At 70.3% G+C, this 23,728-nt stretch carries 19 protein-coding genes; 13 read left to right on the top strand and 6 right to left on the bottom strand.

Annotation, left to right across the window (positions count from 1 at the left end):
• Nucleotides 1-65: 65 nt before the first annotated feature.
• Nucleotides 66-1,277: an alpha/beta hydrolase fold domain-containing protein gene (locus tag ACQ7HM_RS04135; RefSeq protein WP_434214955.1), complete on the top strand. Its 1,212-nt coding sequence runs from the start codon at nucleotides 66-68 to the stop codon at nucleotides 1,275-1,277.
• On the opposite strand, the gene ACQ7HM_RS04130 is transcribed toward ACQ7HM_RS04135, so the two are convergent.
• The 3 genes from ACQ7HM_RS04130 to ACQ7HM_RS04120 are packed head-to-tail and all read right to left on the bottom strand — an operon-like array spanning nucleotide 1,274 to nucleotide 4,417.
• On the bottom strand, nucleotides 1,274-2,857 hold the full coding sequence (locus ACQ7HM_RS04130) for an ABC-F family ATP-binding cassette domain-containing protein (RefSeq protein ID WP_434214954.1): 1,584 nt from the start codon (nucleotides 2,855-2,857) through the stop codon (nucleotides 1,274-1,276). The genes ACQ7HM_RS04135 and ACQ7HM_RS04130 overlap by 4 nt on opposite strands.
• A 43-nt stretch (nucleotides 2,858-2,900) precedes the next feature.
• Nucleotides 2,901-3,305, bottom strand: coding sequence for a DUF3054 domain-containing protein (locus ACQ7HM_RS04125; RefSeq protein ID WP_434214953.1), 405 nt, complete (start codon nucleotides 3,303-3,305; stop codon nucleotides 2,901-2,903).
• Complete coding sequence (locus tag ACQ7HM_RS04120) at nucleotides 3,302-4,417, bottom strand: lysylphosphatidylglycerol synthase transmembrane domain-containing protein (RefSeq protein WP_434214952.1); 1,116 nt, start codon at nucleotides 4,415-4,417, stop codon at nucleotides 3,302-3,304. The genes ACQ7HM_RS04125 and ACQ7HM_RS04120 overlap by 4 nt, the downstream gene beginning before the upstream one ends.
• Before the next feature lie 107 nt (nucleotides 4,418-4,524).
• Here ACQ7HM_RS04120 and ACQ7HM_RS04115 point away from each other — a divergent pair, with 107 nt between their 5' ends.
• The 5 genes from ACQ7HM_RS04115 (at nucleotide 4,525) to ACQ7HM_RS04095 (ending at nucleotide 9,900) form a co-directional block, all read left to right on the top strand.
• On the top strand, nucleotides 4,525-5,787 hold the full coding sequence (locus ACQ7HM_RS04115) for an AI-2E family transporter (protein WP_434214951.1): 1,263 nt from the start codon (nucleotides 4,525-4,527) through the stop codon (nucleotides 5,785-5,787).
• Complete coding sequence (macS, locus tag ACQ7HM_RS04110) at nucleotides 5,787-6,941, top strand: MacS family sensor histidine kinase (RefSeq protein ID WP_434214950.1); 1,155 nt, start codon at nucleotides 5,787-5,789, stop codon at nucleotides 6,939-6,941. The genes ACQ7HM_RS04115 and macS overlap by 1 nt, the downstream gene beginning before the upstream one ends.
• On the top strand, nucleotides 6,938-7,600 hold the full coding sequence (locus ACQ7HM_RS04105; RefSeq protein WP_434214949.1) for a response regulator: 663 nt from the start codon (nucleotides 6,938-6,940) through the stop codon (nucleotides 7,598-7,600). The genes macS and ACQ7HM_RS04105 overlap by 4 nt, the downstream gene beginning before the upstream one ends.
• A gap of 16 nt (nucleotides 7,601-7,616) precedes the next feature.
• Complete coding sequence (locus tag ACQ7HM_RS04100; protein WP_055783999.1) at nucleotides 7,617-7,913, top strand: DUF503 domain-containing protein; 297 nt, start codon at nucleotides 7,617-7,619, stop codon at nucleotides 7,911-7,913.
• Between the two features lie 91 nt (nucleotides 7,914-8,004).
• Nucleotides 8,005-9,900, top strand: coding sequence for a DUF2339 domain-containing protein (locus ACQ7HM_RS04095; RefSeq protein ID WP_434214948.1), 1,896 nt, complete (start codon nucleotides 8,005-8,007; stop codon nucleotides 9,898-9,900).
• Here the strand turns inward: ACQ7HM_RS04095 and ACQ7HM_RS04090 are convergent.
• The 3 genes from ACQ7HM_RS04090 to trmB form a co-directional block, all read right to left on the bottom strand.
• A complete protein-coding gene (locus tag ACQ7HM_RS04090; RefSeq protein ID WP_434214947.1) occupies nucleotides 9,888-12,881 on the bottom strand; it encodes an MMPL family transporter in 2,994 nt (997 codons plus the stop codon). The genes ACQ7HM_RS04095 and ACQ7HM_RS04090 overlap by 13 nt on opposite strands.
• 101 nt (nucleotides 12,882-12,982) lie before the next feature.
• Nucleotides 12,983-13,699 (bottom strand): NYN domain-containing protein, encoded by a 717-nt coding sequence (locus ACQ7HM_RS04085; RefSeq protein ID WP_434215624.1) that lies wholly within the window; start codon nucleotides 13,697-13,699, stop codon nucleotides 12,983-12,985.
• A complete protein-coding gene (gene trmB / locus ACQ7HM_RS04080) occupies nucleotides 13,699-14,496 on the bottom strand; it encodes a tRNA (guanosine(46)-N7)-methyltransferase TrmB (RefSeq protein ID WP_434214946.1) in 798 nt (265 codons plus the stop codon). Before trmB ends, ACQ7HM_RS04085 begins: the two co-directional genes overlap by 1 nt.
• 50 nt (nucleotides 14,497-14,546) lie before the next feature.
• On the opposite strand from trmB, the gene ACQ7HM_RS04075 reads away from it, so the two are divergent.
• The 7 genes from ACQ7HM_RS04075 to ACQ7HM_RS04045 all read left to right on the top strand — a co-directional run bounded on the left by ACQ7HM_RS04075 (nucleotide 14,547) and on the right by ACQ7HM_RS04045 (nucleotide 23,727).
• Nucleotides 14,547-15,455 (top strand): hypothetical protein, encoded by a 909-nt coding sequence (locus tag ACQ7HM_RS04075; RefSeq protein ID WP_434214945.1) that lies wholly within the window; start codon nucleotides 14,547-14,549, stop codon nucleotides 15,453-15,455.
• A complete protein-coding gene (locus ACQ7HM_RS04070; RefSeq protein ID WP_434214944.1) occupies nucleotides 15,452-16,741 on the top strand; it encodes a hypothetical protein in 1,290 nt (429 codons plus the stop codon). Before ACQ7HM_RS04075 ends, ACQ7HM_RS04070 begins: the two co-directional genes overlap by 4 nt.
• Nucleotides 16,738-17,100 (top strand): DUF6802 family protein, encoded by a 363-nt coding sequence (locus ACQ7HM_RS04065; protein WP_434214943.1) that lies wholly within the window; start codon nucleotides 16,738-16,740, stop codon nucleotides 17,098-17,100. Before ACQ7HM_RS04070 ends, ACQ7HM_RS04065 begins: the two co-directional genes overlap by 4 nt.
• 143 nt (nucleotides 17,101-17,243) lie before the next feature.
• Entirely contained in the window at nucleotides 17,244-19,067 is a 1,824-nt protein-coding gene (locus ACQ7HM_RS04060; protein WP_434214942.1) for a phosphoenolpyruvate carboxykinase (GTP), read from the top strand.
• Between the two features lie 112 nt (nucleotides 19,068-19,179).
• Nucleotides 19,180-20,277 (top strand): esterase-like activity of phytase family protein, encoded by a 1,098-nt coding sequence (locus ACQ7HM_RS04055; protein WP_434214941.1) that lies wholly within the window; start codon nucleotides 19,180-19,182, stop codon nucleotides 20,275-20,277.
• Nucleotides 20,278-20,419: 142 nt separating this feature from the next.
• Nucleotides 20,420-21,178, top strand: coding sequence for an ABC transporter ATP-binding protein (locus ACQ7HM_RS04050; RefSeq protein ID WP_434214940.1), 759 nt, complete (start codon nucleotides 20,420-20,422; stop codon nucleotides 21,176-21,178).
• Nucleotides 21,175-23,727, top strand: coding sequence for an ABC transporter permease (locus tag ACQ7HM_RS04045; RefSeq protein WP_434214939.1), 2,553 nt, complete (start codon nucleotides 21,175-21,177; stop codon nucleotides 23,725-23,727). The genes ACQ7HM_RS04050 and ACQ7HM_RS04045 overlap by 4 nt, the downstream gene beginning before the upstream one ends.
• The last annotated feature ends 1 nt before the right edge of the window (nucleotide 23,728 follow it).

Here is a 23,728-nt window from a genome sequence, read left to right as displayed (position 1 = left end):
GACCGAGCCGGGTCGGTGACCGAGCCGGGTCGGTGAGGGGGCCCGATCGCTGACATCATGGCGGCATGCGCAAGTTCTCGCGATTCCTCGCGGCCTTCTTCGGTGTGCTGCTCATGCTCTACACCGTGGTCGGGCAGCTGCTGGCCCTGACACCGGTGCCGTGGATGTCGTGGATCCTGGCGGCGGGGTTCTTCCAGACCGTGTTCATCGCCATCGACACCCTGCGCGACACCCTCGGCATCTACAACGTGGTGATCGCACTCATCGCGCTCGCCCTCATCTTCCGCACGGTGCGACCGCGGCGATGGCGTCCCGAGGGGCTGAGCCGACGGCGCACGGTCGTCGCCGGTCTCGCCGGCTTCGGTGCGGTGGCGTCGGTGATCACGATGATCGTGGTCAGCGTCGGGGTCGCGAGTGCGGGAGCCGGTTTCGCCTTCTTCACCCCGCCCACGCCCGGTGGTGATCTGGGGCGCGGCCCCGACCAGCGCGTCGTGACCGGGACCGTCGGTGGCACCGAACTACACGCCGACCTCTACCGCCCCGAGGGCGCCGGACCGCACCCGGTAGTCGTCTTCGTCCACGGCGGTGCGTTCGTGGCCGGTGCGCCCGGCCCCAACCCGTACAACCGATTCCTCGCCGACCGCGGCTACGCGGTGCTCGACGTCGAGTTCCGTCTGGCCTCGGCGACGGTGCACAACTGGGACACCCAGGTCGGCGACGTCGGTTGTGCGATGACGTGGCTGACCCGGAACGCCTCGGCCAACGGTTTCGACCCGAATCGCGTCGTGATGTTCGGCGAGTCCTCGGGGGGCAACCTCGCGATCAACGCCGCCTACCTGTCGGTGACCAAGTCGCTCACCCCCACCTGCGGCACCGCTGCCGAGATGCCGAAAGTGGTTGCGGTGGTGGGTGGCTACCCCGCGGTCGACCTGACCCAGGCCTATGCCGACTCGGCGATCGGCAAGACCGTGGGCATGCAGTTCGTCGGCGGCTCACCCGAGGACTTCCCCGAGCGCTACCGCTACGTCGACGCGGCCAACCACATCACCGCGCAGTCGCCGCCGACCCTGATCGTGCAGGGCGGTGCCGACCACCTGGTGCTGGCGTCGCCGGTGAAACGGTTTGCGGGCAAGCTGTCCGCGGCCGGGGTGCCCAACCGCTACGTCGAGCTGCCCGCCCTCGGTCACGGCATCGGTGACACCTCCTCGCCCGGCACGGCCGGTTCGAAGACGATGCGCGACGCCGTCGTGAAGTGGCTCGACCGCTACGTGCGCTAGAGGGCGTCGTCCTTCTCGAGATCGAGGTCGACGACGCGGGTGATGCCCAGGGCGTCGACGAAGTGGTCGTCGTGACCCACCACCAGCAGCGCTCCGCGGAAATCGGCGAGGGCCTGCGCGAGGTGGTCGCGGGTGACCATGTCGATGTTGTTGGTCGGCTCGTCGAGGATCAGCAGCTGCGGGGCCGGGCGTGCGAACAGCACCGCGGCGAGCGCCGCGCGCACCCGCTCGCCACCCGACAGCGATTCCCATGCGCGGTCGGCGTCGTCGCCGCGGAACAGCATGCGCGCCAGGCCCGCCCGTCGTTCCTGCATCCCGAGGCCGGGTGAGGCGCGCGACACCAGCTCGTACGGCGACACCGTCGGACCGGGGTCGGGGTGTACCTGGGCCAGGTGACCGGTGGGCACCGACGGCGGCGCGGCGAGCAGCGCGCGCAGCAGGGTGGTCTTGCCGCTGCCGTTGCGCCCCCGCAGGTGGATCCGCTCGGGTCCGGTGATGGCCATGTCCACGCTGCCTGCGGGTATCGACAGCCGCGTGGGCGCGAGCACCACCTGACCCGCATGGACCTCGGTGCCGGGGAGATCGACACGCACCTCGCGATCGTCGCGGATGGCCGCGGCGGCGTCCTCGGTGTGCGCGGCGGCCTCGTCCAGCCGGCGTTCGTGGACGCCGGTGAGTTTGCCCGCCGACTCCTGTGCGAACCGCTTGCGCTGGTTCATCACGATCTTGGGTTCCCGCTTCTGAGCCGACATCTTCTTCCCGTATCGCTGTCGGTGGGCGATGACGGTCCGCGAGTCGACGAGCTCACGTCTCTGGCGCGCCTCGTGGCCCCGTGCGGTCGCCAGGACCTCCTGTGCGCGGTGCTGTTCGGCGGCGATGACCGCGGTGTAGTGGTCGAAATCGCCTGCCATGGAGCGAATCGCGCCGTCGCGCACCTCGACGACGGTGTCGACGTGATCGAGCAGGGTGCGGTCGTGGCTGACCGTGAGGACCTGCCCGCCGAACCGGTCGATCTCCGCGAGCAGCAGACGCCGGGCGTGGTGGTCGAGGTTGTTCGTCGGTTCGTCGAGGACGAGCAGGTCGGGCCGGCGCAGCAGCGCACCGATGATCGCGATCAGTGTCGCCTCGCCTCCGGACAGCTCGCCGACCACCCGGCCGAGATCGCCGGGTTCGGCCACCAGGTGGGCCATGCCGAGCCGTCCGAACAGGGCGACCGCGCGCTCCTCGACGTCCCAGTTGCCCTCCAATGCCTCGAGGTCGGCGGTGTCGGAGCCGCCGGTCTCGATGCGTGCCAGCGCATCCCGCAGGTCGGCCAGTCCGATCAGTTCGTCGATCCGCCGGCCGGTCGCCGCGGTGAGGTCCTGCGGCACCACGGCGATGTCGGCCGGGCGGTCGACGGATCCGGAGGTGGGCGTGAGATCGCCGGTGATCAGCCGGAGGAACGTGGTCTTGCCGCCGCCGTTCGCCCCGACGATGCCGACGTGATGACCCGTGAGCGACACCGAGACGTCGTCGAAGATCGTTGTGCCGTCAGGGAATCGGTGGCTCAATGCCGAGACGGTGACCGATCGCGAACTCATGACGGTCGAGACTAGGTCGACCCCGCGCGCCGGCGCCAGCGAATTATCGGGCGAGGCGACGACGCGCAGCGCGCCAACCGAGGAGGAACACCCCGAGAACGATCGTCGCGACGATCACGAAGCTCACCGCGATGCCCTGCCCGAACTGATCGCGCAGGATCATCCCGATCGCGACCGCACCGATCCAGGTGAGGATGCCGTCGGGGACGAGGCTCTCGGGGCGGAAGTCGGGGTCGCCGATCTCGCCGGAGCGGACGTGGGCGATCACGTAGGCGATCGACCAACCGACCGCACCGCCGATCGCGAAGGGCCAGAACGTGGAGAAGATCCCGCCGATCGTGAGCCCGTCGTCGTGGTTGAACCGGCCGATGATGACGAAGACGAGGATCGCGACGACGTCGAACAGGGCGGCGAGCGCGATGGGGCGGGCGCGGGTCGGTGCTGTCATGGGCGGCCTCCGGCGGCAGACGGTGGGGTGTCGCCTCCGTGTTCGTGTGCCTCGATCTCGTGCTCGGTGGCACCGATCGACGACCGGAAGCGGAACACGATCACGACCCAGCCCACCAGCGACACCAACAGGTAGCTGATGAGCCGGTAGATCAGGACTGCGGTCACCGCCTCGCCGGCGCCCATGCCCGCCGAGGTGAGGGCGGGGACGAGGACGGCGTCGACGACGCCGAGACCGCCGGGGAGCAGTGGGAACGCGGTGCCCACGGCCTTGCCCGCGGCGTAGGCCACGGCGAGCCCGGAGATGCTGGGCTCACCGCCGACCGCGTAACAGGCGAACGCCAGGCACGCGACGTCGGCGACCCAGTTGAACAGCGACCACCCGAAGGCGATGGCGGTGTCCTTGCCGTTGAGCTGCACCGCACGCAGCTGGTCGACGATCTGGTGCCAGCGCTCGACGCCGTGCTCGTCGGGCTTGTTGCGGAGGTGGTTGACGGTGTGGAGGAAACGGGTCCCGATGTTCTTGATGGACTCGGGATGCCCGGCGACGTACTGGGCGGCGATCACGAACGCCACGAACCCGGCGATGGAGAAGATCACCGAGAACGGGCTGGTCTTCGCCCCGGCCAGCAGGGCGCCGCCCAGACCGAGGACCGCGAGCCCGACGCCCATCAGCAGACCCGACATCACGACCTGCCACGACGCGATGACCGGGGTGGCGCCCCACTTCCGGGTCTCGCGGTAGGTGAACGCCGGTGCGAGGACGTTGCCGCCGGGCATGGTCTGGCTGACGGAGTTCGCGGCGAGCACCACCGACAGGGACTTCATCTGCGACACCGCGACGCCCGCCGACCGCAGCAGCGCACGCTGGACCTGCGCAAAGCTGTCCATCGAGAGTCCCGAGGCGACGATGCAGGCGGCGACCCACCCCCAGTGGATGCTGCCCATGCTCGCCCACGCCTCCTTGAGCTTGGGCCAGACCAGGACGGCCTCGACCGTCAGGACGACGACGACGAGCGCCAGCGCGACCCAGCGGACCCACCAGAACCGACGCCGCGTGGGCGCCGCGGGGGCGCTCGCGTCGTCGGCGGCGTCGCCGGACTGAGCCGTCATGGGGCCTTACCTTATCGACAACCGACGCCGGGGTACCCCTCGCCGTCGCGCACCGCCGCCGATTTCGTCGCGTCGAGGTGGGTCGACACCCGGGTTAGTGTTGGGCGGTGAACGATGCGACGGCGGTCCACCCGCTGGTCCGAGCGGCGGCGCAGTGGGCGTGGCGGCTCGTCGTCATCGGGGTCGGGGCCTACCTCGTACTCCGGGTGGCCCACGAGTTCGAAGAGGTCGTGGTGCCCGTCGCGTTGGCGATCCTCGGCACCGCGTTCCTCGTCCCCGTGGTCGACTGGCTCGACCGCAAGGGCATGAACCGCGGTGTCGCGGTGGCGCTGACCATGATCATCGCGATCGGTGTGCTGGCCGGGATCCTGACCTTTGTGGTGCAGCAGTTCATCGACGGACTGCCCGACCTGACCGCCCAGGTCACCAGCACCATCGACACCCTCAAGCAGTGGCTCGTCGACGGGCCGTTCGGCCTCCGGCAGGCCCAACTCGACCACGTCGGTGACGATTTCGTCTCCATGCTGCAGCGCAACCAGGACAAGATCACCACCGGTGCGATCGCGACGGCGACCACCGTCACCCAACTCGCCACCGGCGCACTGCTGCTGCTGTTCCTGATGATCTTCTTCCTCTTCGGGGGTGGTCAGGTGTGGGCGTTCGTCACCCGCCTGATCCCCCGGGGAAGTCGGTCGAAGGTGTTGCAGGCCGGTCGGGCCGGGTTCGGGACCCTCGTCGGCTACGTCCGTGCCACGGTGGCCGTCGCGCTGGTCGACGCCATCGGTATCGGTGTCGGACTGGCGATCCTGCAGGTGCCCCTCGCGTTGCCGCTGGCGTCGCTGGTGTTCATCGGAGCCTTCATCCCGATCGTCGGTGCACTGGTGACCGGGTCGCTCGCGGTGCTCGTCGCGCTGGTCACCAAGGGCTGGATCGCCGCGGTGATCGCCCTGGCCGTGGTGGTCGCGGTGATGCAGATCGAGAGCCATGTGCTGCAGCCGTTCCTGCTGGGCCGCTCGGTGCGTCTGCACCCGGTGGCGGTGGTCCTCGGGATCGCCGCGGGCATCGTCTCGGCGGGCATCATCGGCGGTCTGTTGGCGGTGCCGATCATCGCGTTCCTGAACACCGCGGTGCGGTCGATGTACGACCAGACCCACGCCGACGAACACGACTCCGAGGCGCGGGTGGGCATCTACGCCGCCCGTCCGGACCCACCGATGTGGGACGACCCCGACGCCCCGGGCCGCGACGGACCCGCCCCGTTGAGCGACCCCGTCGACCTCGACAAGCGCGCGAGTGCCGACCCCGACACCACCGCCGACCCCGACACCACCGACGACACCGACGACCCGCCACCGGGGTCGACGAGCTGATGAACCGTCGCGGCCCCGACGATGCGGTCGCGCCGCTGTGGCGCGCGGCGCAGGCGTTCCGGGCGCTGACGGTGGTCTACGCACTCGGGTTCCAGATCGCGGTCAACGGCGACCTCGACCACCCCGCCTTCGGGGCCGCGGTGTTCGCCGTCGTCGCCGTCAGTTCGGGGGTGTTCGCGGCGGTGTACACGCTGGGCAACGGGCGCAGCGTCGGCTGGGTGGCCGCCGAACTGGTGCTCACGTGCGCGTTGATGCTCTCGACCCTGCTGATCGCGAGCGAGCAGTGGCGGGCCGACAACCAGTCGCTGCCGACGACGCTGTGGGCGGCCAACGCCGTCATCTCGGTCGCGATCCTGACAGGCCCGGTGTTCGGCGGCGTGGCCGCGGCGGCGGTCATCGTCTCGAGCACCGTGGTGAAGGGTTTCGTCAACATCGATCTCGGCCGCAACGCGGCGGTGGTGATCCTGCTGGCCGTCGGCGTCATCATCGGCATGGGCGCGGTGACCGCGGGCCGGTCGTCGGCGCGACTGGCCGAGGCCACCCGGTTGGCCGCGGCCACCGACGAACGCGAACGGCTCTCGCGTCACGTGCACGACGGTGTGCTGCAGGTGCTCGCCCTCATCGCCCGCAGCGGACGCGAGATCGGCGGCCCCACCGAGGATCTCGCGCACCTGGCTGCCGATCAGGAACGCGTGCTGCGGTCACTGCTCAGCGCGCCCGGCATCCCCGACACCACCGGTACGACCAGCGACGTCGCGACGATGTTGCGTTCCCGCGAGTCCGACCGCGTCACGATCAGCGCCCCGGGACAACCCGTGACGCTCGATTCCGTCGTCGCCGCCGAGTTGCTCGCGGCAGTCGACAACGCCCTGGACAACGCCGCGCGGCACGCCGGTACGGGTGCGCGGGTGTTCGTCCTGCTCGAGGATCTCGGGGCGTCGGTGGTGGTGAGCGTGCGCGACGACGGTGTCGGGATGGCGCCCGGCCGCGTCGACTCGGCGGTGTCGTCGGGGCGCCTCGGTATCGCCCAGTCGATCGTGGGACGTATCGAATCCCTGGGCGGTAGAGCGATTCTCGATTCGCAGCCGGGCGCCGGGACCGAATGGGAACTGACCGTGCCGCGGCCGGCACACGACGGGAGGCGGGATCGATGACCGAGACCACGGCGGTGCGGGTGATGGTGGTCGACGACCACCCGATGTGGCGTGACGGGGTCGCACGCGACCTGGCCGAGGACGGTTTCGAGGTGGTCGCCACGGCAGACTCCGTCCGGGCCGCGGTGGCGCGCGCCGGCGCGGTGACACCCGACGTCGTGCTGATGGACATGCAGCTACCCGACGGCACCGGTGTCGACGCGACCGTCGGGGTGATGTCGGCGTCGGCGACGACCCGGGTGCTGGTGCTGTCGGCGTCGTCGGAGCGCGACGACGTCCTCGCCGCCGTGAAGGCCGGGGCCAGTGGGTATCTCGTGAAGAGCGCGTCGCGGAGCGAGCTGCGGGATGCGGTGACCGCGACCGCCGCGGGGCAGGCGGTGTTCACCCCGGGGCTCGCCGGACTGGTGCTCGGCGAGTTCCGTCGCATCGCCGGCGGCGGGGACTCCGACGGCGAGAACCCGACGCCGGCGATCACCGAGCGCGAGACCGAGGTGCTGCGACTCGTCGCGAAGGGCCTGTCCGCACGGCAGATTGCCACCAAGCTCGGGTTGAGCCACCGCACGGTCGAGAACCACGTGCAGTCGACCCTGCGAAAGCTGCAGCTGGGCAACCGGGTCGAGCTCACCCGCTACGCGATCGAGCACGGTCTCGACGAGTGAGTACCATCGACCGCACATGTGGATCGGATGGATCGAGTTCGACTTCCTGCTGGGAGACGTGCACTCGCTGAAGCAGAAGCGGTCGCTGGTGCGGCCGATGGTCACCGAGATGCACCGCAAGTTCGGGGTGTCGGTCGCCGAGGTCGACCACCTCGACCTGCACCGCCGGGCCGGGATCGGTGCGTCGGTCGTCGCGGCCGACCGGACGCACGTCACCGACGTGGTCGATCGACTCGAACGACACGGCGCGAGCCGCCCCGAGGTGCACCTGGTCTCGGTGCGTCGGAGAATCATCCGCGCCGACGAGATCTGACGCCCTCCCCGCGCGTGCGACGGGTAAGCCCTCAGGTGGGCTGAGTAGTCGTACTCATCTCGGCGCGGTCGTGCCCGGCGAGCATGAGTCCATGACCGACAACGAAGCTCGCCCTCCGCGCCCCGACTGGACCGTCCTGTCCCGGGTGTCGTCGGATTTCGCCTCCCTGTCGCGCCAGATGGCGCAGATGTCCACCGATCTCACCGACCTGCGGACCACCATGACCGCCGTGCGTCCCGAGCCGGCCCCGGCACCCACACCACCGGCCCCCACACCACCCAGGCCGCCGGCGCCGCCGCAGCCGGCGTGGCAGCCCCCTCCCGTCCTGTATCCGCCCACCCTCGCCCCTCCGTTCGTCCCACCCCGGGGCTCGACCCCGCCACCGTGGGCCGGACAACCGGCACCGCCGACCCCGCCTCGACCGTCGCTGCTGCGCCGGGCCGCCTCGGCCACCGACGGTCGGCTCGTCGGCACCATCCTCGCCGTCGCCGGGGTGGGCGTGACCCTCGTCGGCGTCGTCCTGCTGCTGGTTCTCGCCGCGCAGGCGGGCATCCTGCGCCCCGAGGTACGCGTCGGCGCGGGCGGTCTCCTGGCCGCCGCGCTCGTGGCGATCGGCGCCCGGGAACGCCGCCGTGGTTCCCGGGTCGGTCCGATCGCGCTGGTGGCGACCGGTATCGGCACGGCCTACCTCGACATTGTCGCGATGACCCGGATCTACCACTGGTTGCCTGCGGTCGCCGGGCTCGTCCTCGCGGGCGTCGTCGCCCTGGCCGGGTTGTGGACCGCGCGGCGCTGGGGTTCGGAACACCTCGCCCTGTTGGTGGTGGTGCCCCTGATCGGGGCGGCGCCGTTCGTCGCCGGCGGTATCGGGCTGCCGTTGATCGGCTTCATGCTGGTGCTCGCCGCGATCACCCTGCCGTTCGGCGTGGGCGTCGGGGTCGGTGCGCCGTGGGCGAATCTGCAATACGCCCGGGTCGCCGCGGCCGCGCTGTGGTTGGTACCGACGATCGTGACGATGGCCCACGCCCGTTCGACCGGGACCGGTTCGGCGGCAGGCGCTCTCGATCAGTGGGCGTTGGCCGTGGCCTGTCTGCTGGCTGCGCTGATCGCGCTCGGTGGCACGCTGCTCACCCGCGGTGACAGCGTGCACGCCGTCGTCGCGGCGCTCGGTGCCGTCCCGGCCCTGGTGTGTGGTGTGGCGATCGACCGGCCGCTCGCGGCGGGCACGACGGCCGTCGTCGCGGTGGCGCTCACCGCGATGGTCACCCTCGGCCGCTCGATGCTGACCGATCCCCTGCGCATCACGTGGGGCATCCTCGCCGCGGTCGCGGCGCTGATCGCGGTGCCCACGGCATTCGGTGGTCCTGTCGCGGTGCCCGTGCTCATCGGCCTGGCGCTGATGATCACCGTCGTCGGACGCGATGACGTGATCGCGCGAGGGATCGGGTTCACCTTCACCGGTGCCGGTGCGCTGGCCTACCTGTCGACCACGCGGCTGGAGTCACTCGTCGATCCGACCGTCACCGACACGGCGACGGCGGCGTCGTCGATCGTGGGCGGACTGCTGCTCGCCGCGGCGGCGATGACGACGGCCGGGGTGGTCGCGGCGCGACTGGTGGAGGCGGTGTGGCCGTGGGTCTTCGGGGGCGTGGTCGCCCTCTACGGGATCACGGCCACCGCGGTGACCGCGGGCGTCGCGATCGGCGGCACCGGGGCCGGCTTCCTCGCCGGGCACATGGCCGCCACCATCGTGTGGGTCTGCGCGGCCGGTGCGGCGCTGGTCCTCGCGGGTCGGGTGCCGGCCGGTCCGGCGCGCATCGCGCCCATCGCCGGCGCGCTCACCCTGGCCGCCGCGGCCGTGGCGAAACTGATCGTGTTCGACCTCGCCACCCTCGACGGCGGCTTCCGGGTCGGCGCCTTCGTCGCGGTCGGCCTGGTGCTGCTCACCCTCGGGGCCCGGTACGCCCGAACCGGTCAGGAGTCCTGATCGGGACGACGAGACGACGTCGTCCGACGCAGGAGTTCCTGGACCGAGATCTGCTGGCCGTCGCCCCGCTCGTGACGCCGCCCGCCCGAATCGGCACCGTTCGACCCCACCTCGGGGTCGGCCGGCTCGGGCCGCGGTGCGTGATCGGTCCGCGCGTTCCCGGCCGGGGGCACCGGGATCGGCCGCGACACCGGCGGGGTCGCCGGACGCCCGTTGCCGTTGCCCCGGTTCCCGTTGCCGTTCCCGCCGTTCGTGCTCACGGTGCCGTTGTTGTCGTTGCTCGGTGGGCGTGCGCTGATGGCGCCGCCGAGGCGGATGCCGCTGTCACCGAGACTCCACCCGCCGGTGTCGGGACGCGAGGAGTTCGACGCCCGCACCGACCGCGACGACGGGAACGGGCGGCCCGCGGGCTCGGGACGCGCATTCGACGGGATGGTCTCGCGACTGGGCCGGCGGGGGGCGATGGGCCCGCTGTCGGGCGGGGGTGGCGGTCGGCGGACCACATCGGGTGCCGGCCGGGGGCCCGGGGTCTCGCCACGGCGAACCGGCGGACCCGCCGGACGCGCGCCCGGCGCGGCAGGACGCGCGGGGCGAGCCCCTGCGGGCGGACCGGCGGGCCGCGCCGGACCGCGCTGCGGCGCGGGACGCCCCTGCGCGGCCAACGCGGTCGTCGGGACCTGCGACACCACGGTGCCGGCGTCACGCTGGGTGCCGGGGATCGCGGCGCGACCGGGCTCGTCGTCGAGGATGGTCTCGCCGAGGCCGATCTTGCGCTGGACGGTCTGCATCCACTTCGGTGCCCACCAGCAGTCGTCGCCGAGGAGCTTCATCACCGCGGGGACGAGCAGCATGCGGATCACCGTCGCGTCGAGGATGAGCGCGGCGATGATGCCGAACGCGATGTACTTCATCATCACGATCTCGGAGAAGCCGAACGCCCCGACGACCACCACGAGGATCGCGGCGGCGGCGGTGATGATGCGACCGGTGTGGGCGGTACCGCTACGGATCGCCTCGGTGGTGGTGGCGCCCTGTTGTCGGGCCTCCACCATCCGGGAGAGCAGGAACACCTCGTAGTCGGTCGAGAGGCCGTAGATGATGGCGATGATCAACACCAGTACCGGCGACATCAGCGGTCCGGGCGTGAAGTTGAACAGCCCCGACCCGTGGCCGTCGATGAAGATCCACGTGAGCACGCCCAGCGTCGAACCGAGTCCGAGCGCCGACATCAGCGCGGCCTTGATCGGCAGCACCACCGACCCGAACTGCAGGAACATCAGCAGGAACGTCACCGAGATGAGCAGCACCACCATCAGCGGCAGGTTGTCGAGCAGCGCGTCGATGGAGTCCTGGGTCAGTGCCGGGGTGCCCGCGACGTACATCGTGAGGCCCTGGGTGTTGATCGCCCGCAGAGCCTTCACCGCGTCGCCTGCGGTGTCGCGGTCGACGAGTCCCGCCGACATCTGCACCACCCCGGTGGTCGTGCCCTCGATGCTGCCGGTGAGCGCGCCCTGGCCGCTGTCGAGGCTGAACGCCTTGGTGAAGCCGGGGATCTTGTTGGCCTCGTCGGCGATCTGCTGCAGCTTCGCGCCGTCGTCGCTGCTGTTCTCGTCGTAGCGGATGACGAGTTTGATCTCCTCGGTCCGCTGCGTCGGGAAGATGCGGTCGAAGTCCTGCTGCGCGACGCGGAAGTCGTTGCCCGGCGGCAGGTACTTCTCGGTGATGCCGCCGAAGGAGATGTTGCTGAACGGGATGATCAGGACCAGCAGGAGGAGCACCGTCGGGATCGCGGTCTTGAGCGGGTGACGCATCACCCAGCCCGAGAGCCGACCCCAGAACCCGGCCTCGATCTCCTTCTTCGTCTTGGTCTTGCGGAGGAACTTGAAGCCGAGCATGTCGATGCGCGGGCCCAGGATGCCGAGGATCGCGGGCAGCACGGTGATCGACAGCAGCGCCGCGAGGCTGACCGCGCAGATCGCGCCGTAGGCGACCGACTTGAGGAATCCCTGCGGGAACAGCAGCAGGCAGGCAAGTGCCGCGACGATGATGGTCGCCGAGAACACCACGGTCTGTCCCGCGGTCATCACCGTGCGTTTCACCGCCAGAGGGGGTGGATACCCCTCGGCGAGTTCCTCTCGGAAACGACTGACGATGAACAACCCGTAGTCGATGGCGATACCCAGACCGATCAGTGAGATGACGGGCTGGGCGAAGTAGTTGACCTCCGTGGCCTGGGCGAGGGCGTTGAGGATGCCCGTCGCGCCGGCGATCGTGAGGCCGCCGATGATGACCGGCAGCACCGCGGCGACCACACCACCGAAGATGAAGAACAGCATGATCGCCACGAGCGGGAGCGCGACGAGTTCGGCGCGCGTGGTGTCCTTCGCGACGCCGTCGGAGATACCGCCCGCGATGGGCTGCAAGCCGGCGAGTTGGAACGTCGTGCCCGGGAGGTCGTAGCGCTGCGGGATGTTGTCGAAGAACGGCTGGATCGTCTTGTAGTTGTTCAGGATCGTCGTGTCGTTGTCGCCCTTGACGCCGATGCTGATGAAGGCGTGCTGCTTCGACGCGTCGAAGGTCTGCGCGCGGATCTGTTCCTGCGCCGCCCTCGACGCCGCCCCGCCGGAGGAGAGGAACGGGTCGATGAGCCCGGGATCGTCACGGTTGACGATGTTCGGGTGTGCCGCGATCAGGTCGGTGACGAACTTCTCGACCTTGGTGCCGAACGCGGGGTTGTCGACGGTGGTGCCCGCCGGCGGGGTGATCAGCAACACGATGTCGGACTTGTGGTCGCGACCGAAGGTGTTGTCGGCGAGCTGCGAGCCCGCGACCGACTGCGACCCGTCGTCGAAGAACCCGCTCTGGCTGAGGTGCTTGCCGAGCGTGAGCCCGTAGAGGCCCAGGCCTCCCATCAGGACGATCAGCACCGCGATGACGGCGAAGCGCATCCGGTACACGAATGTGCCTATGGCTCCGAACACCGGTTACATCCTCTCCAGTCGGGCGAACACGCTTGACGGGGCGAACTCGCCACGATTGTCTCAGGTCATCGATCTCGGCGGCATCTCCGCCATGGGGTCACTCAGTGCGTACGCCCGCTGAGCAGGGCTGACAGCGGGCGGAACGGTGCCAGCCAGGCACCGTCGTCGGGCAGCGAATCGAGGTTGATCCGCGGGAGGGGCTCGCGGAACACCCCCGCGATGTCCTCCAAGTCGACGAACTCGATGACCTCCGACGTCACCGCCCAACTGGCGTGTTCCCGGAAACCGAGGACGGTGACCGGCACACCCTCGGCGGCGATCTCCTCCAGCGGTTCCCGGAAGGCCTGACCGTCGGCCGAGGCCACGATCAGTCCCGCTAACCCCACAGTGTGCCTGCGCAACTCGATGTGGTCGAGCATGTCCGAGTCGACATCGCTGTCCTCGGTGACCTTCGGCTTCGCGAACACGGCGAAACCGACGTTGCGCAGCGCCTCGACCCACGGCCGCACCACGTCGGCGCTACCGGGGACGATGTTGGTGAAGACGGTCGCCTCGGGCTCGATGTCGCGGGAGCCCCGATCGTGCTGCTCGGCGCCGCCCGCCGCGGCCGAGAGGTCGGCGGTGCGGGTCAGCAACCACCGGCCCAGTGCGTCGAAACGCGGGCGGTGCGAGGTCGTCGGCCGACCGCCCAGGATCGCCCCGAGTCCCATGTCGAGGTTGGGTGCGTCCCAGATGAGGAGGGAACGCGGCGCCGGGCTGCCGCCGGAGATGGTGCGCGCCACCCCGGGCGCGTCGGGTCCACCGTTCTGGCCCGACATCACGCAGCGCTCCGGGGGATGCGACGGAGGACGAACTCGGTGACCGACCGTCCCTCGCGATCGGCCCGACCCTCAAACTTCGTGGTCGGACGATCCAGCGAGAACGGGACCTGACCGGTGTACGGCACCAGCAGGTCCTGTTCGGCCAGCTGTTCGGCGATGTATTCGGCGTACTCGGCGTGGTCGGTGGCGATGTGCACGACGGCGTCGTCGACGACCGCCTGCGCGATGAGTGCGAGCGTGCCGGTCTGCAGCAGCCGACGCTTGTGGTGGCGGGCCTTGGGCCATGGGTCGGGGAAGAACACGCGCATTCCGAACAGCGACGCCGGGGCGATCATGTCGCGCAGCACGGCCACCGCGTCACCGCGGACGATGCGGATGTTGTCGATGTCCTCGCGGACGATCATGCCGATGAGCTGGGCGAGGCCGGGCTTGTAGACCTCGACCGCGAGCACGTCGAACTGCGGCTCGAGGTGCGCCATCGCCGCCGTCGATGTGCCGGTGCCGCAGCCGATCTCCATGATCACCGGCGCCTCACGACCGAACCATGCGTGCACGTCGAGGGGGGAATCCGTCGCGTCGCGACCGATGATCGGCCACACTGTCTCCCAGTTGTGCTGCTGGGCGGGTGTGAGGGCGCCGCGCCGCGATCGGAAACTGGTCACCCGGGGATAGAGCCGCGCGCGTTCCGCCCTCGCCCGATCGTCGGAGTCGATCGGGCCGGGCACGGTGTCGGTGCCCGTGACAGGGGAATCGGGGGCGTGCTGGTCGGGGTCCACCCTGCCATGGTGGCGCATCGCGGGGCCCGGGGACAGCTCGGGCGGCGGCGGGAGAGGTGGAGGGGTCGGTGGACGTGTCGGGTGTGTCGGTGTCCTGGGGTCTGTTCGCCGACGGCCCACTGGCCGACGCCGCGGCCCTGCTCGACGACCTCGGTGACCGCTTCGCCGACCGTCCCGAGATCGTGCACGCCCGCCGCGAGGTGCACGACCGACTCCGTGTCGCGGTGCACGGCCGCCCCGGCACCGGCCGCGACACCCTCGCGCGAGCGGTCCGCGATCACCTCGACGTCGCACCGATCGGGCCGGGCGACGACGACGCGGACGTCGATGCCGACCTCTGGATCTACGTGCTGGTGGGATGGCCGCGTGCCGCCGACCACGCCTCGCTGCGCCGGCTGCCCGCCGAGAGGACGCTGGTGGTGCTGGGCAAGGCCGACACCCTCGGATCGTGGGAGGCCGCGCGGTCGACCGCCGACGAGATCGCCGCGCTGCTGCGCCGACCGGTGCACCCGGTGATGCCGCTGCTGGGCTGCGCCGACCTCACCGACGAGGAGTTCGCGCTGCTCGAGACGATGGTGGCGACCGACGAACCGATGCCCTCGATGGCGGCCCACTTCATCGTCGGTGGCCGCGACGAGCAGGCCCTGCGGACCGGGTTGCTGCGTCGGCTCGACCAGTTCGGCATCCTCACCGCCCTCGATCTCATCGACGACGCGCGTGCGGAGGGCCGTCGACTCGACCGACGACAGCTGAGCGCGGCACTGCGGGCCGACAGCGGGGTGTCGCAGCTGCGGCTCGCGGTCGCCGCGACGGTGCCCGCGGTCGGGGTCCGCCGCCGCGACGTCGTCGTCGACCGACTCGATCGTCTCGCCGCGGCCGGGATCGCCCGCGACGAGATCGAGACCGCCCTCGGCCGGCTGCAGTCTGGCGTTGACGGTCGGCCTCGGCCGAGGACCCTCGCGGGGTCGGGGACGTGAACCCCGACACGGTGATGGTCGTCGGTGTCGGTCGCAGCGGCGTGACGACGCTGATCGACGCGTTCGCTCTGGTCGACCCGGGGCTGACGGTGGTGCGCGCCGCACCCGACGATCTGTCGCCGCCGGTGCGGGCGCGGGTCGGGCTGCTCGTGATCGACCCGTCGTCGGTGGTCGGCGACGAGGAGGCGGCCCTGTTCTCCCGGCTGCGGGCGGTCGCGAGCACCGTCGCGGTCGTGTGCACGAAGGTCGACGCGTTCTGGGACTGGCCCACCAACGCCCGGGCCAGCCGCGCGGTGCTCGACCCGACCGGGCGGTGGCCGGTGTTCGCGGTGTCGGGTGCGGCCGCCGTCGCAGGGGCGGTCGACGAATCCGGCGTCGACGAACTCGTCGGCTGGATCCGACAGTCACCTCCGGTGGCCTCGCACGCCGCCGCCGCCGACGACCGGGTGGCCCGCCGTCGATCGGCCACCGACCTCGCCGCGACCCGCGCGCGACTGGTGCGCGGCCGCGATCGGGGCCGCGCCGATCGCCTGGCCGCACTGCGGTCGGGTCTCGCGAGCATCCGGGCCCGTGCCGTCGCCGACCTCAACGCCGGCGTCCGCGACATCGGCGCCACCTCACGCGACACCGTCGCGGGGTTGCGCGACGACGACGTCGCCGCCCACGCCGAGTGGGTGGGCGCGGCGATGACCCACCTGCGCGACCATCTCGACGCGCGGGTGCGCACCGAACTGGATCAGATCCGGGCGGTCGCGTTGCTGGGGATCGAACCGGTCGCGCCGGTCTCGCCCGCGCCGCGTCGCCCGCCGGTCCGTTTGCGACCCCGGGCGCAGCGTCGGCGCGGGGCCGAGGACGTGTTGCTGGTGCTGTTCGGCGCATCCGGTGGGGCCGCCCTGGGGCGTCTGGTGGTGACCCCGCTCGCGCAGGTCCACACCCTGCAGTGGATCAGCATGCCGGTGGCGCTGATCATCGGCGTCGCGATGGCTATCGGCGTCGTACGACTGCGGCGGGTCGCGGCCCTGCGCACCGCGGTCCGCACCTGGACCACCGAGGCGGTGGGCGAGGCCCGCGCGGCGATCGAACACGACCTCCTCGACCGGATCACCGCGGCCGAACCCGTCGTCGCGGGTCAGATAGCGCGCCACCACGAGCGCCGTGCGCGCGTCGTCGCCGAGGAGGTCGCCGCGATCGACCGGGAGATCCGCGGTTCGAGGCCGGAGGGAACCGGACGGGCCGTCGCGACGTCCGAACACGGACGGACCATCGACGAAGGGAAGCAGAGATGATCGACATCGGTGACGCGTTCGATCACGACCCGGGGGCTCATGCCGGCGATCCCGGCGATAACGAGATCCATCCGGCCATGGCGACGCACCCGGCCCACGACCCGCACGACAACCTGTGGATGGCCGACGGTGACCGGATCTGGGACCTCGGACCCGCCGAGACCGACACCGACGCCGACGGTGTCGCCGACTCGTTGACCCGTATCGGACCCGACGGGATGACGGTTTATACCGACAGCGATCACGACGGCCAGATCGACGCGATCACCGAGGTCGATTCCGACGGGGGCTACGAATCGAGGCGCCTCGACACCGCCACCGGGGAGTGGGTGCGCACCGACATCGGGCGCCTGCGCTGACCGAGCGTGCGATCGCTCACCCGTTTGGCGAACGGCCCGTCGCAACCAGTAACCTGGGCGGACACCATGTCCGTCACCGGCGACGGACACTCCCGGCGGGGGCTGCGGACCCCACGCCGGACGGCCACGCAGGAGATGCACAGATGACCTCAGCGACCATCCCCGGTCTGGATCCCGACAACGCCCCCACCCGGCACGCCGAGCTCCTGGCCTGGATCGCCGAGGTCGCCGAACTCACCCAGCCCGACCGCGTCGAGTGGTCCGACGGCAGCGACGAGGAGTGGACGCGGCTGACCGATCACCTCGTCGCCGCGGGCACCATCGTGAAGCTGAACGAGGAGAAGAAGCCCAACTCCTACCTCGCGACGTCCGATCCCGCCGACGTCGCCCGCGTCGAGTCGCGCACCTACATCTGTTCGAAGAACGAGATCGACGCCGGTCCCACCAACAACTGGGTCGACCCGTCGGAGATGCGCTCGACGATGACCGAGCTGTACCGCGGCTGCATGCGCGGCCGGACGATGTACGTCATCCCGTTCTGCATGGGGCCGCTCGGCGCCGACGACCCGAAGCTGGGAGTCGAGATCACCGACTCGGAGTACGTCGTCCTGTCGATGCGGATCATGACCCGCGTCGGTCCGCAGGTCGTGGAGCTGCTCGGCGAGGACCGCTTCTTCGTCAAGGCCCTGCACTCGCTGGGCGCGCCCCTGGCCGACGGCGAGGCCGACGTGCCGTGGCCGTGCAACACCACCAAATACATCACCCACTTCCCCGAGGACCGCGAGATCTGGTCGTTCGGTTCGGGGTACGGCGGCAACGCCCTGCTGGGCAAGAAGTGCTACTCGCTGCGCATCGCCTCGGCCATGGCGCACGACGAGGGCTGGCTGGCCGAGCACATGCTGATCCTCAAGCTCATCAGCCCCGAGGAGAAGGCCTACTACTTCGCCGCGGCGTTCCCGAGTGCCTGCGGCAAGACCAACCTCGCGATGATCCAGCCCACCATCCCCGGCTGGCGCGCCGAGACCCTCGGCGACGACATCGCCTGGATGCGCTTCGGTGACGACGGCCGCCTGTACGCGGTGAACCCCGAGTTCGGGTTCTTCGGCGTGGCGCCGGGCACCAACTGGTCGTCGAACCCGAACGCGATGAAGACCGTCGAGGCCGGCAACACGATGTACACCAACGTCGCCCGCACCGACGACGGCGACATCTGGTGGGAGGGCCTCGAGGGCGAGCACGACCACCTCATCGACTGGCAGGGCAACGACTGGACCCCCGAGTCGGGCACGCCTGCCGCGCACCCCAACTCGCGGTACTGCACCCCGATGAGCCAGTGCCCCATCATGGCGCCGGAATGGGACGACCCGCAGGGCGTGCCGATCTCGGGCATCCTGTTCGGCGGTCGCCGCAAGACCACGGTCCCGTTGGTGACCGAGGCCCGCAGCTGGCAGCACGGCGTGTTCATGGGCGCCACCGTCGGCTCCGAGCAGACCGCCGCCGCCGAGGGCACGGTCGGCACCATCCGCCGCGACCCGATGGCCATGCTGCCGTTCCTGGGCTACAACGTCGGTGACTACCTGCAGCACTGGATCGACCTCGGCAAGAACGCCGACGAGTCGAAGCTGCCGAAGGTGTTCTACGTCAACTGGTTCCGCCGCGGCGACGACAAGCGCTTCCTGTGGCCCGGATTCGGCGAGAACAGCCGTGTGCTGAAGTGGATCGTCGAGCGCATCGAGGGCACCGCCGACGGCGTCGAGACGCCCATCGGCATCGTCGCGACCCCCGAGGCACTCGATCTCGACGGCCTCGACGCCTCGCCCGACGACGTCGCGGAGTCGCTCGCGGTGAACCTCGACGAGTGGCGCGGCGAGATCCCGTCGATCGAGGAGTGGTTCGAGTTCGTCGGCGAGAAGCTGCCGACGGGGATCGCCGACGAGTTCTCCGCGCTCAAGCAGCGCCTGAGCTGAGCGCGACGAACATCACCGGGCGCAGCCGGACCGGTCACTTTCCGATCTCGTACCGGCGCTTTGCGGTACTTGGTCTGGTCGGGTTCCCGCCGTGCCGGTAGCATCCCGCTTCATGGGTCCCAGTCGCTCCGGCGCACGTCGTTCATCCCTCGGTGTCCTCCTCCTGAGCTGCGCGCTCGCGGTCGGCACCGTCGTCGCGGCGCCGTCATCGGCTGCACCGGGGCTGCGCGGGCCGTCGGCGCGCTACGTCGACACGATGACCGTGCCCGACAACTTCATCCCGTTCCCCGCGCGCTTCGGCGGACTGTCGGGCATCGACAACATCGGTGGCGGCAACTACGTCGCGGTGAGCGACGACAAGGTCCAGTACGGCGCCACGCGCTACTACCAGTTCGGCCTGCCGATCACCTCCGACGGCATGTTCGCCTCGGCCACCCCGCAGATCAACGGCGGCGGCACCATCCTGGGGCCCGGCAACGCGCCGATCCTGCCCGGTGGCGCCGACCTCGAGGGCATCCGCAAACTCGGCGGCAACCTGGTGGTCTCCAGTGAGGGTGCGCGTCCGTTCGTCCGCGTGATCACCCCACCCGGGCTGTTCGTGCGCGATCTGCCGATCCCGCGCGCCTACCTCCCGGGCCGGTCGACGGGTCTGGCCGTCAACGACGGGTTCGAGGGCCTCGCGGTCACCCCCGGCGGCTCCATCGCCCTGATGACCGAGCAGGCACTGGCCCAGGACGGGCCCGCGCCCACCAAGGCGGCGGGCAGCCGCTCTCGGCTGCTGATCTACGGCGCCCGCGGCGGCACGAGCGAGTACGTGTACCGCACCGACCCCCTGGCGCGGAACGCGAGCAACCGCGCGAGCAAAGGCGTGTCGGAGATCCTCGCCGTCAACGCGACCGACTTCCTGGTCCTCGAGCGAGGATTCGATCCCGCGACCGGTCGCAACGACATCAAGGTGTACTTCTCCACCACGCGTGGCGCCACCTCGGTGACCGGGGTGAACCGCCTCTCGGGTCGCGAGACGGTGATGCCCAAGACGCTGGTGTACGACTTCGCGTCGGTGCCGCTGCTGCGTCCGGACAACGTCGAGGGCATGGCCTTCGGGCCGCGTCTGTCCGACAACCGTCGCGCGTTGATCCTCATCAGCGACGACAACTTCAACAACCCGACCCAGCACACCAAGCTGCACCTGCTGGCGCTGCGCTTCTAGGTCGTCTCCGCGCCCACCCCCGCGCGCCGTGGATGATGGTGGGGGAAAAGATCAGGGACTGCCCCGATGCCGACGATGACCGTCGCGGGCGATCATCTCGTGTGAGCACACGCCACACGGGTGCCCCGGTCGGAAGGCGGACATGAGCGTTTCAGCAGCAGAACAGTCGACGAGTGCGGAGATCGCGGCGCGCGCAACCGATGTGACGAAGACCTACGGTTCGGGCGACACCACGGTGGAGGCGTTGCGCGGTGTCTCGCTGTCGTTCCGGTCGGGGGAGTTCACCGCGATCATGGGTCCGTCCGGATCGGGCAAATCGACACTCATGCACTGCCTCGCGGGCCTCGACTCGGTGAGCGGCGGATCGGTCACCATCGGTGACACCGATCTCACGACCCTGGGCGACAAGGAGATGACCCGGTTGCGGCGCGACCGCATCGGGTTCGTGTTCCAGTCCTACAACCTGGTGCCCACCCTCACCGCGCGCGAGAACATCACGCTGCCTCTCGACATCGCCGGCCGCACGCCCGATCAGCAGTGGTTCGACACCGTCGTCGAGCGCCTCGGCATCGGTGAGCGCCTCGGTCATCGCCCCAGCGAGCTCTCCGGTGGCCAGCAGCAGCGGGTGGCCTGTGCCCGCGCCCTCGTCGGCCAACCGGCGATCATCTTCGGCGACGAGCCGACGGGCAACCTCGACTCACGGTCCTCCGGTGAGGTGATGAGCATCCTGCGCGCCGCGGTCGACGAGTTCGGTCAGACGGTCGTCATCGTCACCCACGACCCGCGTGCGGCGAGCTGGGCCGACCGGGTGGTCTTCCTCGCCGACGGTCGCATCGTGGAGGAGCTGCACAAGCCCTCGGCCGACGACGTCTACGCCTACATGAAGAACCTCGACGCATGAGTTCGGCGTCCACCATGCGCCGGGTCTCGCTGCGAAACCTGGCTGCGCACAAGGTCCGTCTCGTGCTCACGGTGTTGTCGGTGGTGCTCGGCACCTCGTTCGTGGCGGGGTCGATCATCTTCACCGGGACCATCTCGACGGCGTTCGACAACATCTTCGACAAGGTGGCGCTCGGGGTCGACACGCGATTGAGCCCGGCAGAGTCGAGGGCGTCGGGGGTCGACACCGCGGTGCTCGACCGCCTGGAGGCCGAGAGGTCGCAGCTGGGGATCAGCAAGATCGTCCCCCGCTACTCGGCCACGGTCACCATCGCCAAGGCCGACGGCACCGCCCTGCAGACCGGAGGCGCGCCGAGCGTCGGGACGGCGTTCACGCCACCCGCCGAGGCGTTGTCGACGACGGAGTCGATGCTCGAACCCGGCGGACGCGCGCCGGTCGGCACCGGGGAGATCGCACTCAACGCGAGTGCGGCGAAGGAGGCCGGTCTCGGGGTCGGGTCGACCACCACGCTGGTGGTGAGCCGTGGTGCGGCGACACCGATGAAGGTCACCGTCGTCGGCATCGTCGACCTGCCCCAGGACACCGGCGGGTACGTCAATGTCCAGGTACAGGAATCGGTTGCCCGCCAACTGTTCTCCGATGACGACCGGCCCGCCTTCATCGAGATGGCGGCCGTACCGGGGGTCGGTGCGACAACACTCACCGACCGGGTGCAGGCCGCGTTCGGTGACGGGTACAAGGCGCAGACCGGCGCGCAGGTGCGGCAGGAGGAGAAGGACCGGGTCAACCAGTTCCTCGACGTCTTCAACTACATCCTGCTGGCGTTCGCGGCGATCGGGCTCATCGTCGGCACGTTCATCATCTACAACACGTTCGCGATGATCATCGCCCAGCGGGTGCGCGAACTCGCGTTGCTGCGCGCCATCGGGGCCGGGCGCGGGCAGATCACCCGATCGGTGCTGCTCGAGGCGTTCGTGGTCGGACTGTTCGGCGGTCTGGTGGGTCTCGGGGTCGGCGTCGGGTTGGCGGCCATCCTCAAGGCCGTCACCACGTCCACCTCGGGGCTGCCCAGTGCGCCACTGGAACTCACGCCCAGCGCGGTGATCGCCTGCATGGCCGTCGGCATCGTCGTGACGATGATCAGCGCCTACGCCCCGGCGCGACGCGCAGGTCAGGTGTCCCCGGTGGAGGCGATGCGCGAGAGCGCGACCGACGGTGCCACGTCGCTGCGCAAGCGCACCCTCGCCGGCGCGATCACGGGCGTCGTGGGTGTCGCGGTCATCGGCATCGGCACCTCCGGTCAGGGTGCGGCATACGCCTCGACCGTCGGTGGCGGTGCACTGCTCATGATCATCGCGGTGGTGCTGTTCGCGCCCGCGCTGTCGCGGCCGGTCGTCGGTGCGCTGGGGCGGGTGCTCGGGGCGCCGTTCGGCAAGATCGGTCGTCTCGCCCGCACCAACGCGGTCCGCAACCCGAGGCGCACGGCGGCAACGGCTTTCGCGCTCACCCTCGGACTCATGCTGGTCGCGGTGGTCGGGACGTTCGGTTCGAGCCTCAAGGGGTCGATCGACACCGCCATCAACAAGAACCTGTCGGCCGACCTCGTGCTGGCGACCTCGGACCAGGGGTCGCTGCCGACCTCGGTGGTCACCGCGGCGAGCAAGGCGCAGGGCGTCGGCACCGCGGTGTCGTTCCGCATCGTCGCGGCCAAGGTCGACGGCCAGGCGGTCAACGGCATCTCCCCGACCGGAGACCTCGGTGCGGTCACGCCCTACGAGATGCTCGACGGCGCATCGAAGTCGATCCCGTCCGACGGGATGATCGTCTCGGAGAAGACCAGCAGGCAGAAGGGGTGGAAGCGCGGCGACGTGCTGACGTTCACCGGATACGACGGCGCGACGGTCCCGGTCACGGTGTCCGGGATCTACAAGGACTCGCAGATCCTCGATCCCTGGCAGATGGGGGAGGGGGCCTACGAGAAGCTCGTGCCCGCCGGCTACCGGTCGGACCTGCTGGTGCTGGTGAAGGCCGCGCCGGGGCAGTCGGTCGATGCCCTGCGGACCGAGTTGACCGCCGCCACCAAGGATTTCCTCACCGTGCAGGTCGAGGATCGTGCGCAGTTCGTCGGACAGGCGTCGTCGCAGATCGACCAGATGCTGGCCGTGCTCTACGGGATGCTCGGGCTGGCCCTGGTGATCGCGGTGCTCGGCATCATCAACACGTTGGCGCTGTCGGTGATCGAACGCAAACGCGAGATCGGGATGCTCCGCGCGATCGGCATGGCGCGCGCGCAGGTGCGGCGGACGATCTACATCGAGTCGGTCCTGATCGCGATCTTCGGCGCGGTCCTCGGCGTCATCCTGGGCAGTGGTATCGGCATCGCGCTGGTGCGTACGTTCCGCGACCTCGGGATCACCACGGCCGTACTGCCCTACGGCCTGATCGGGATCACGCTGGTGGCCGCCGCGTTCGTCGGCGTGCTGGCCGCGCTGTGGCCGGCGGTCCGCGCGGCGCGGACCAACCCGCTGGAGGCCATCACCGACGCGTGAG

The sequence above is a fragment of the Williamsia sp. MIQD14 genome (assembly GCF_051025635.1).
GTDB lineage: Bacteria > Actinomycetota > Actinomycetes > Mycobacteriales > Mycobacteriaceae > Williamsia_A.
The sequence above is the reverse complement of the archived record's forward strand: the minus strand, read 5'-3'. Positions and strand labels throughout refer to the sequence as shown.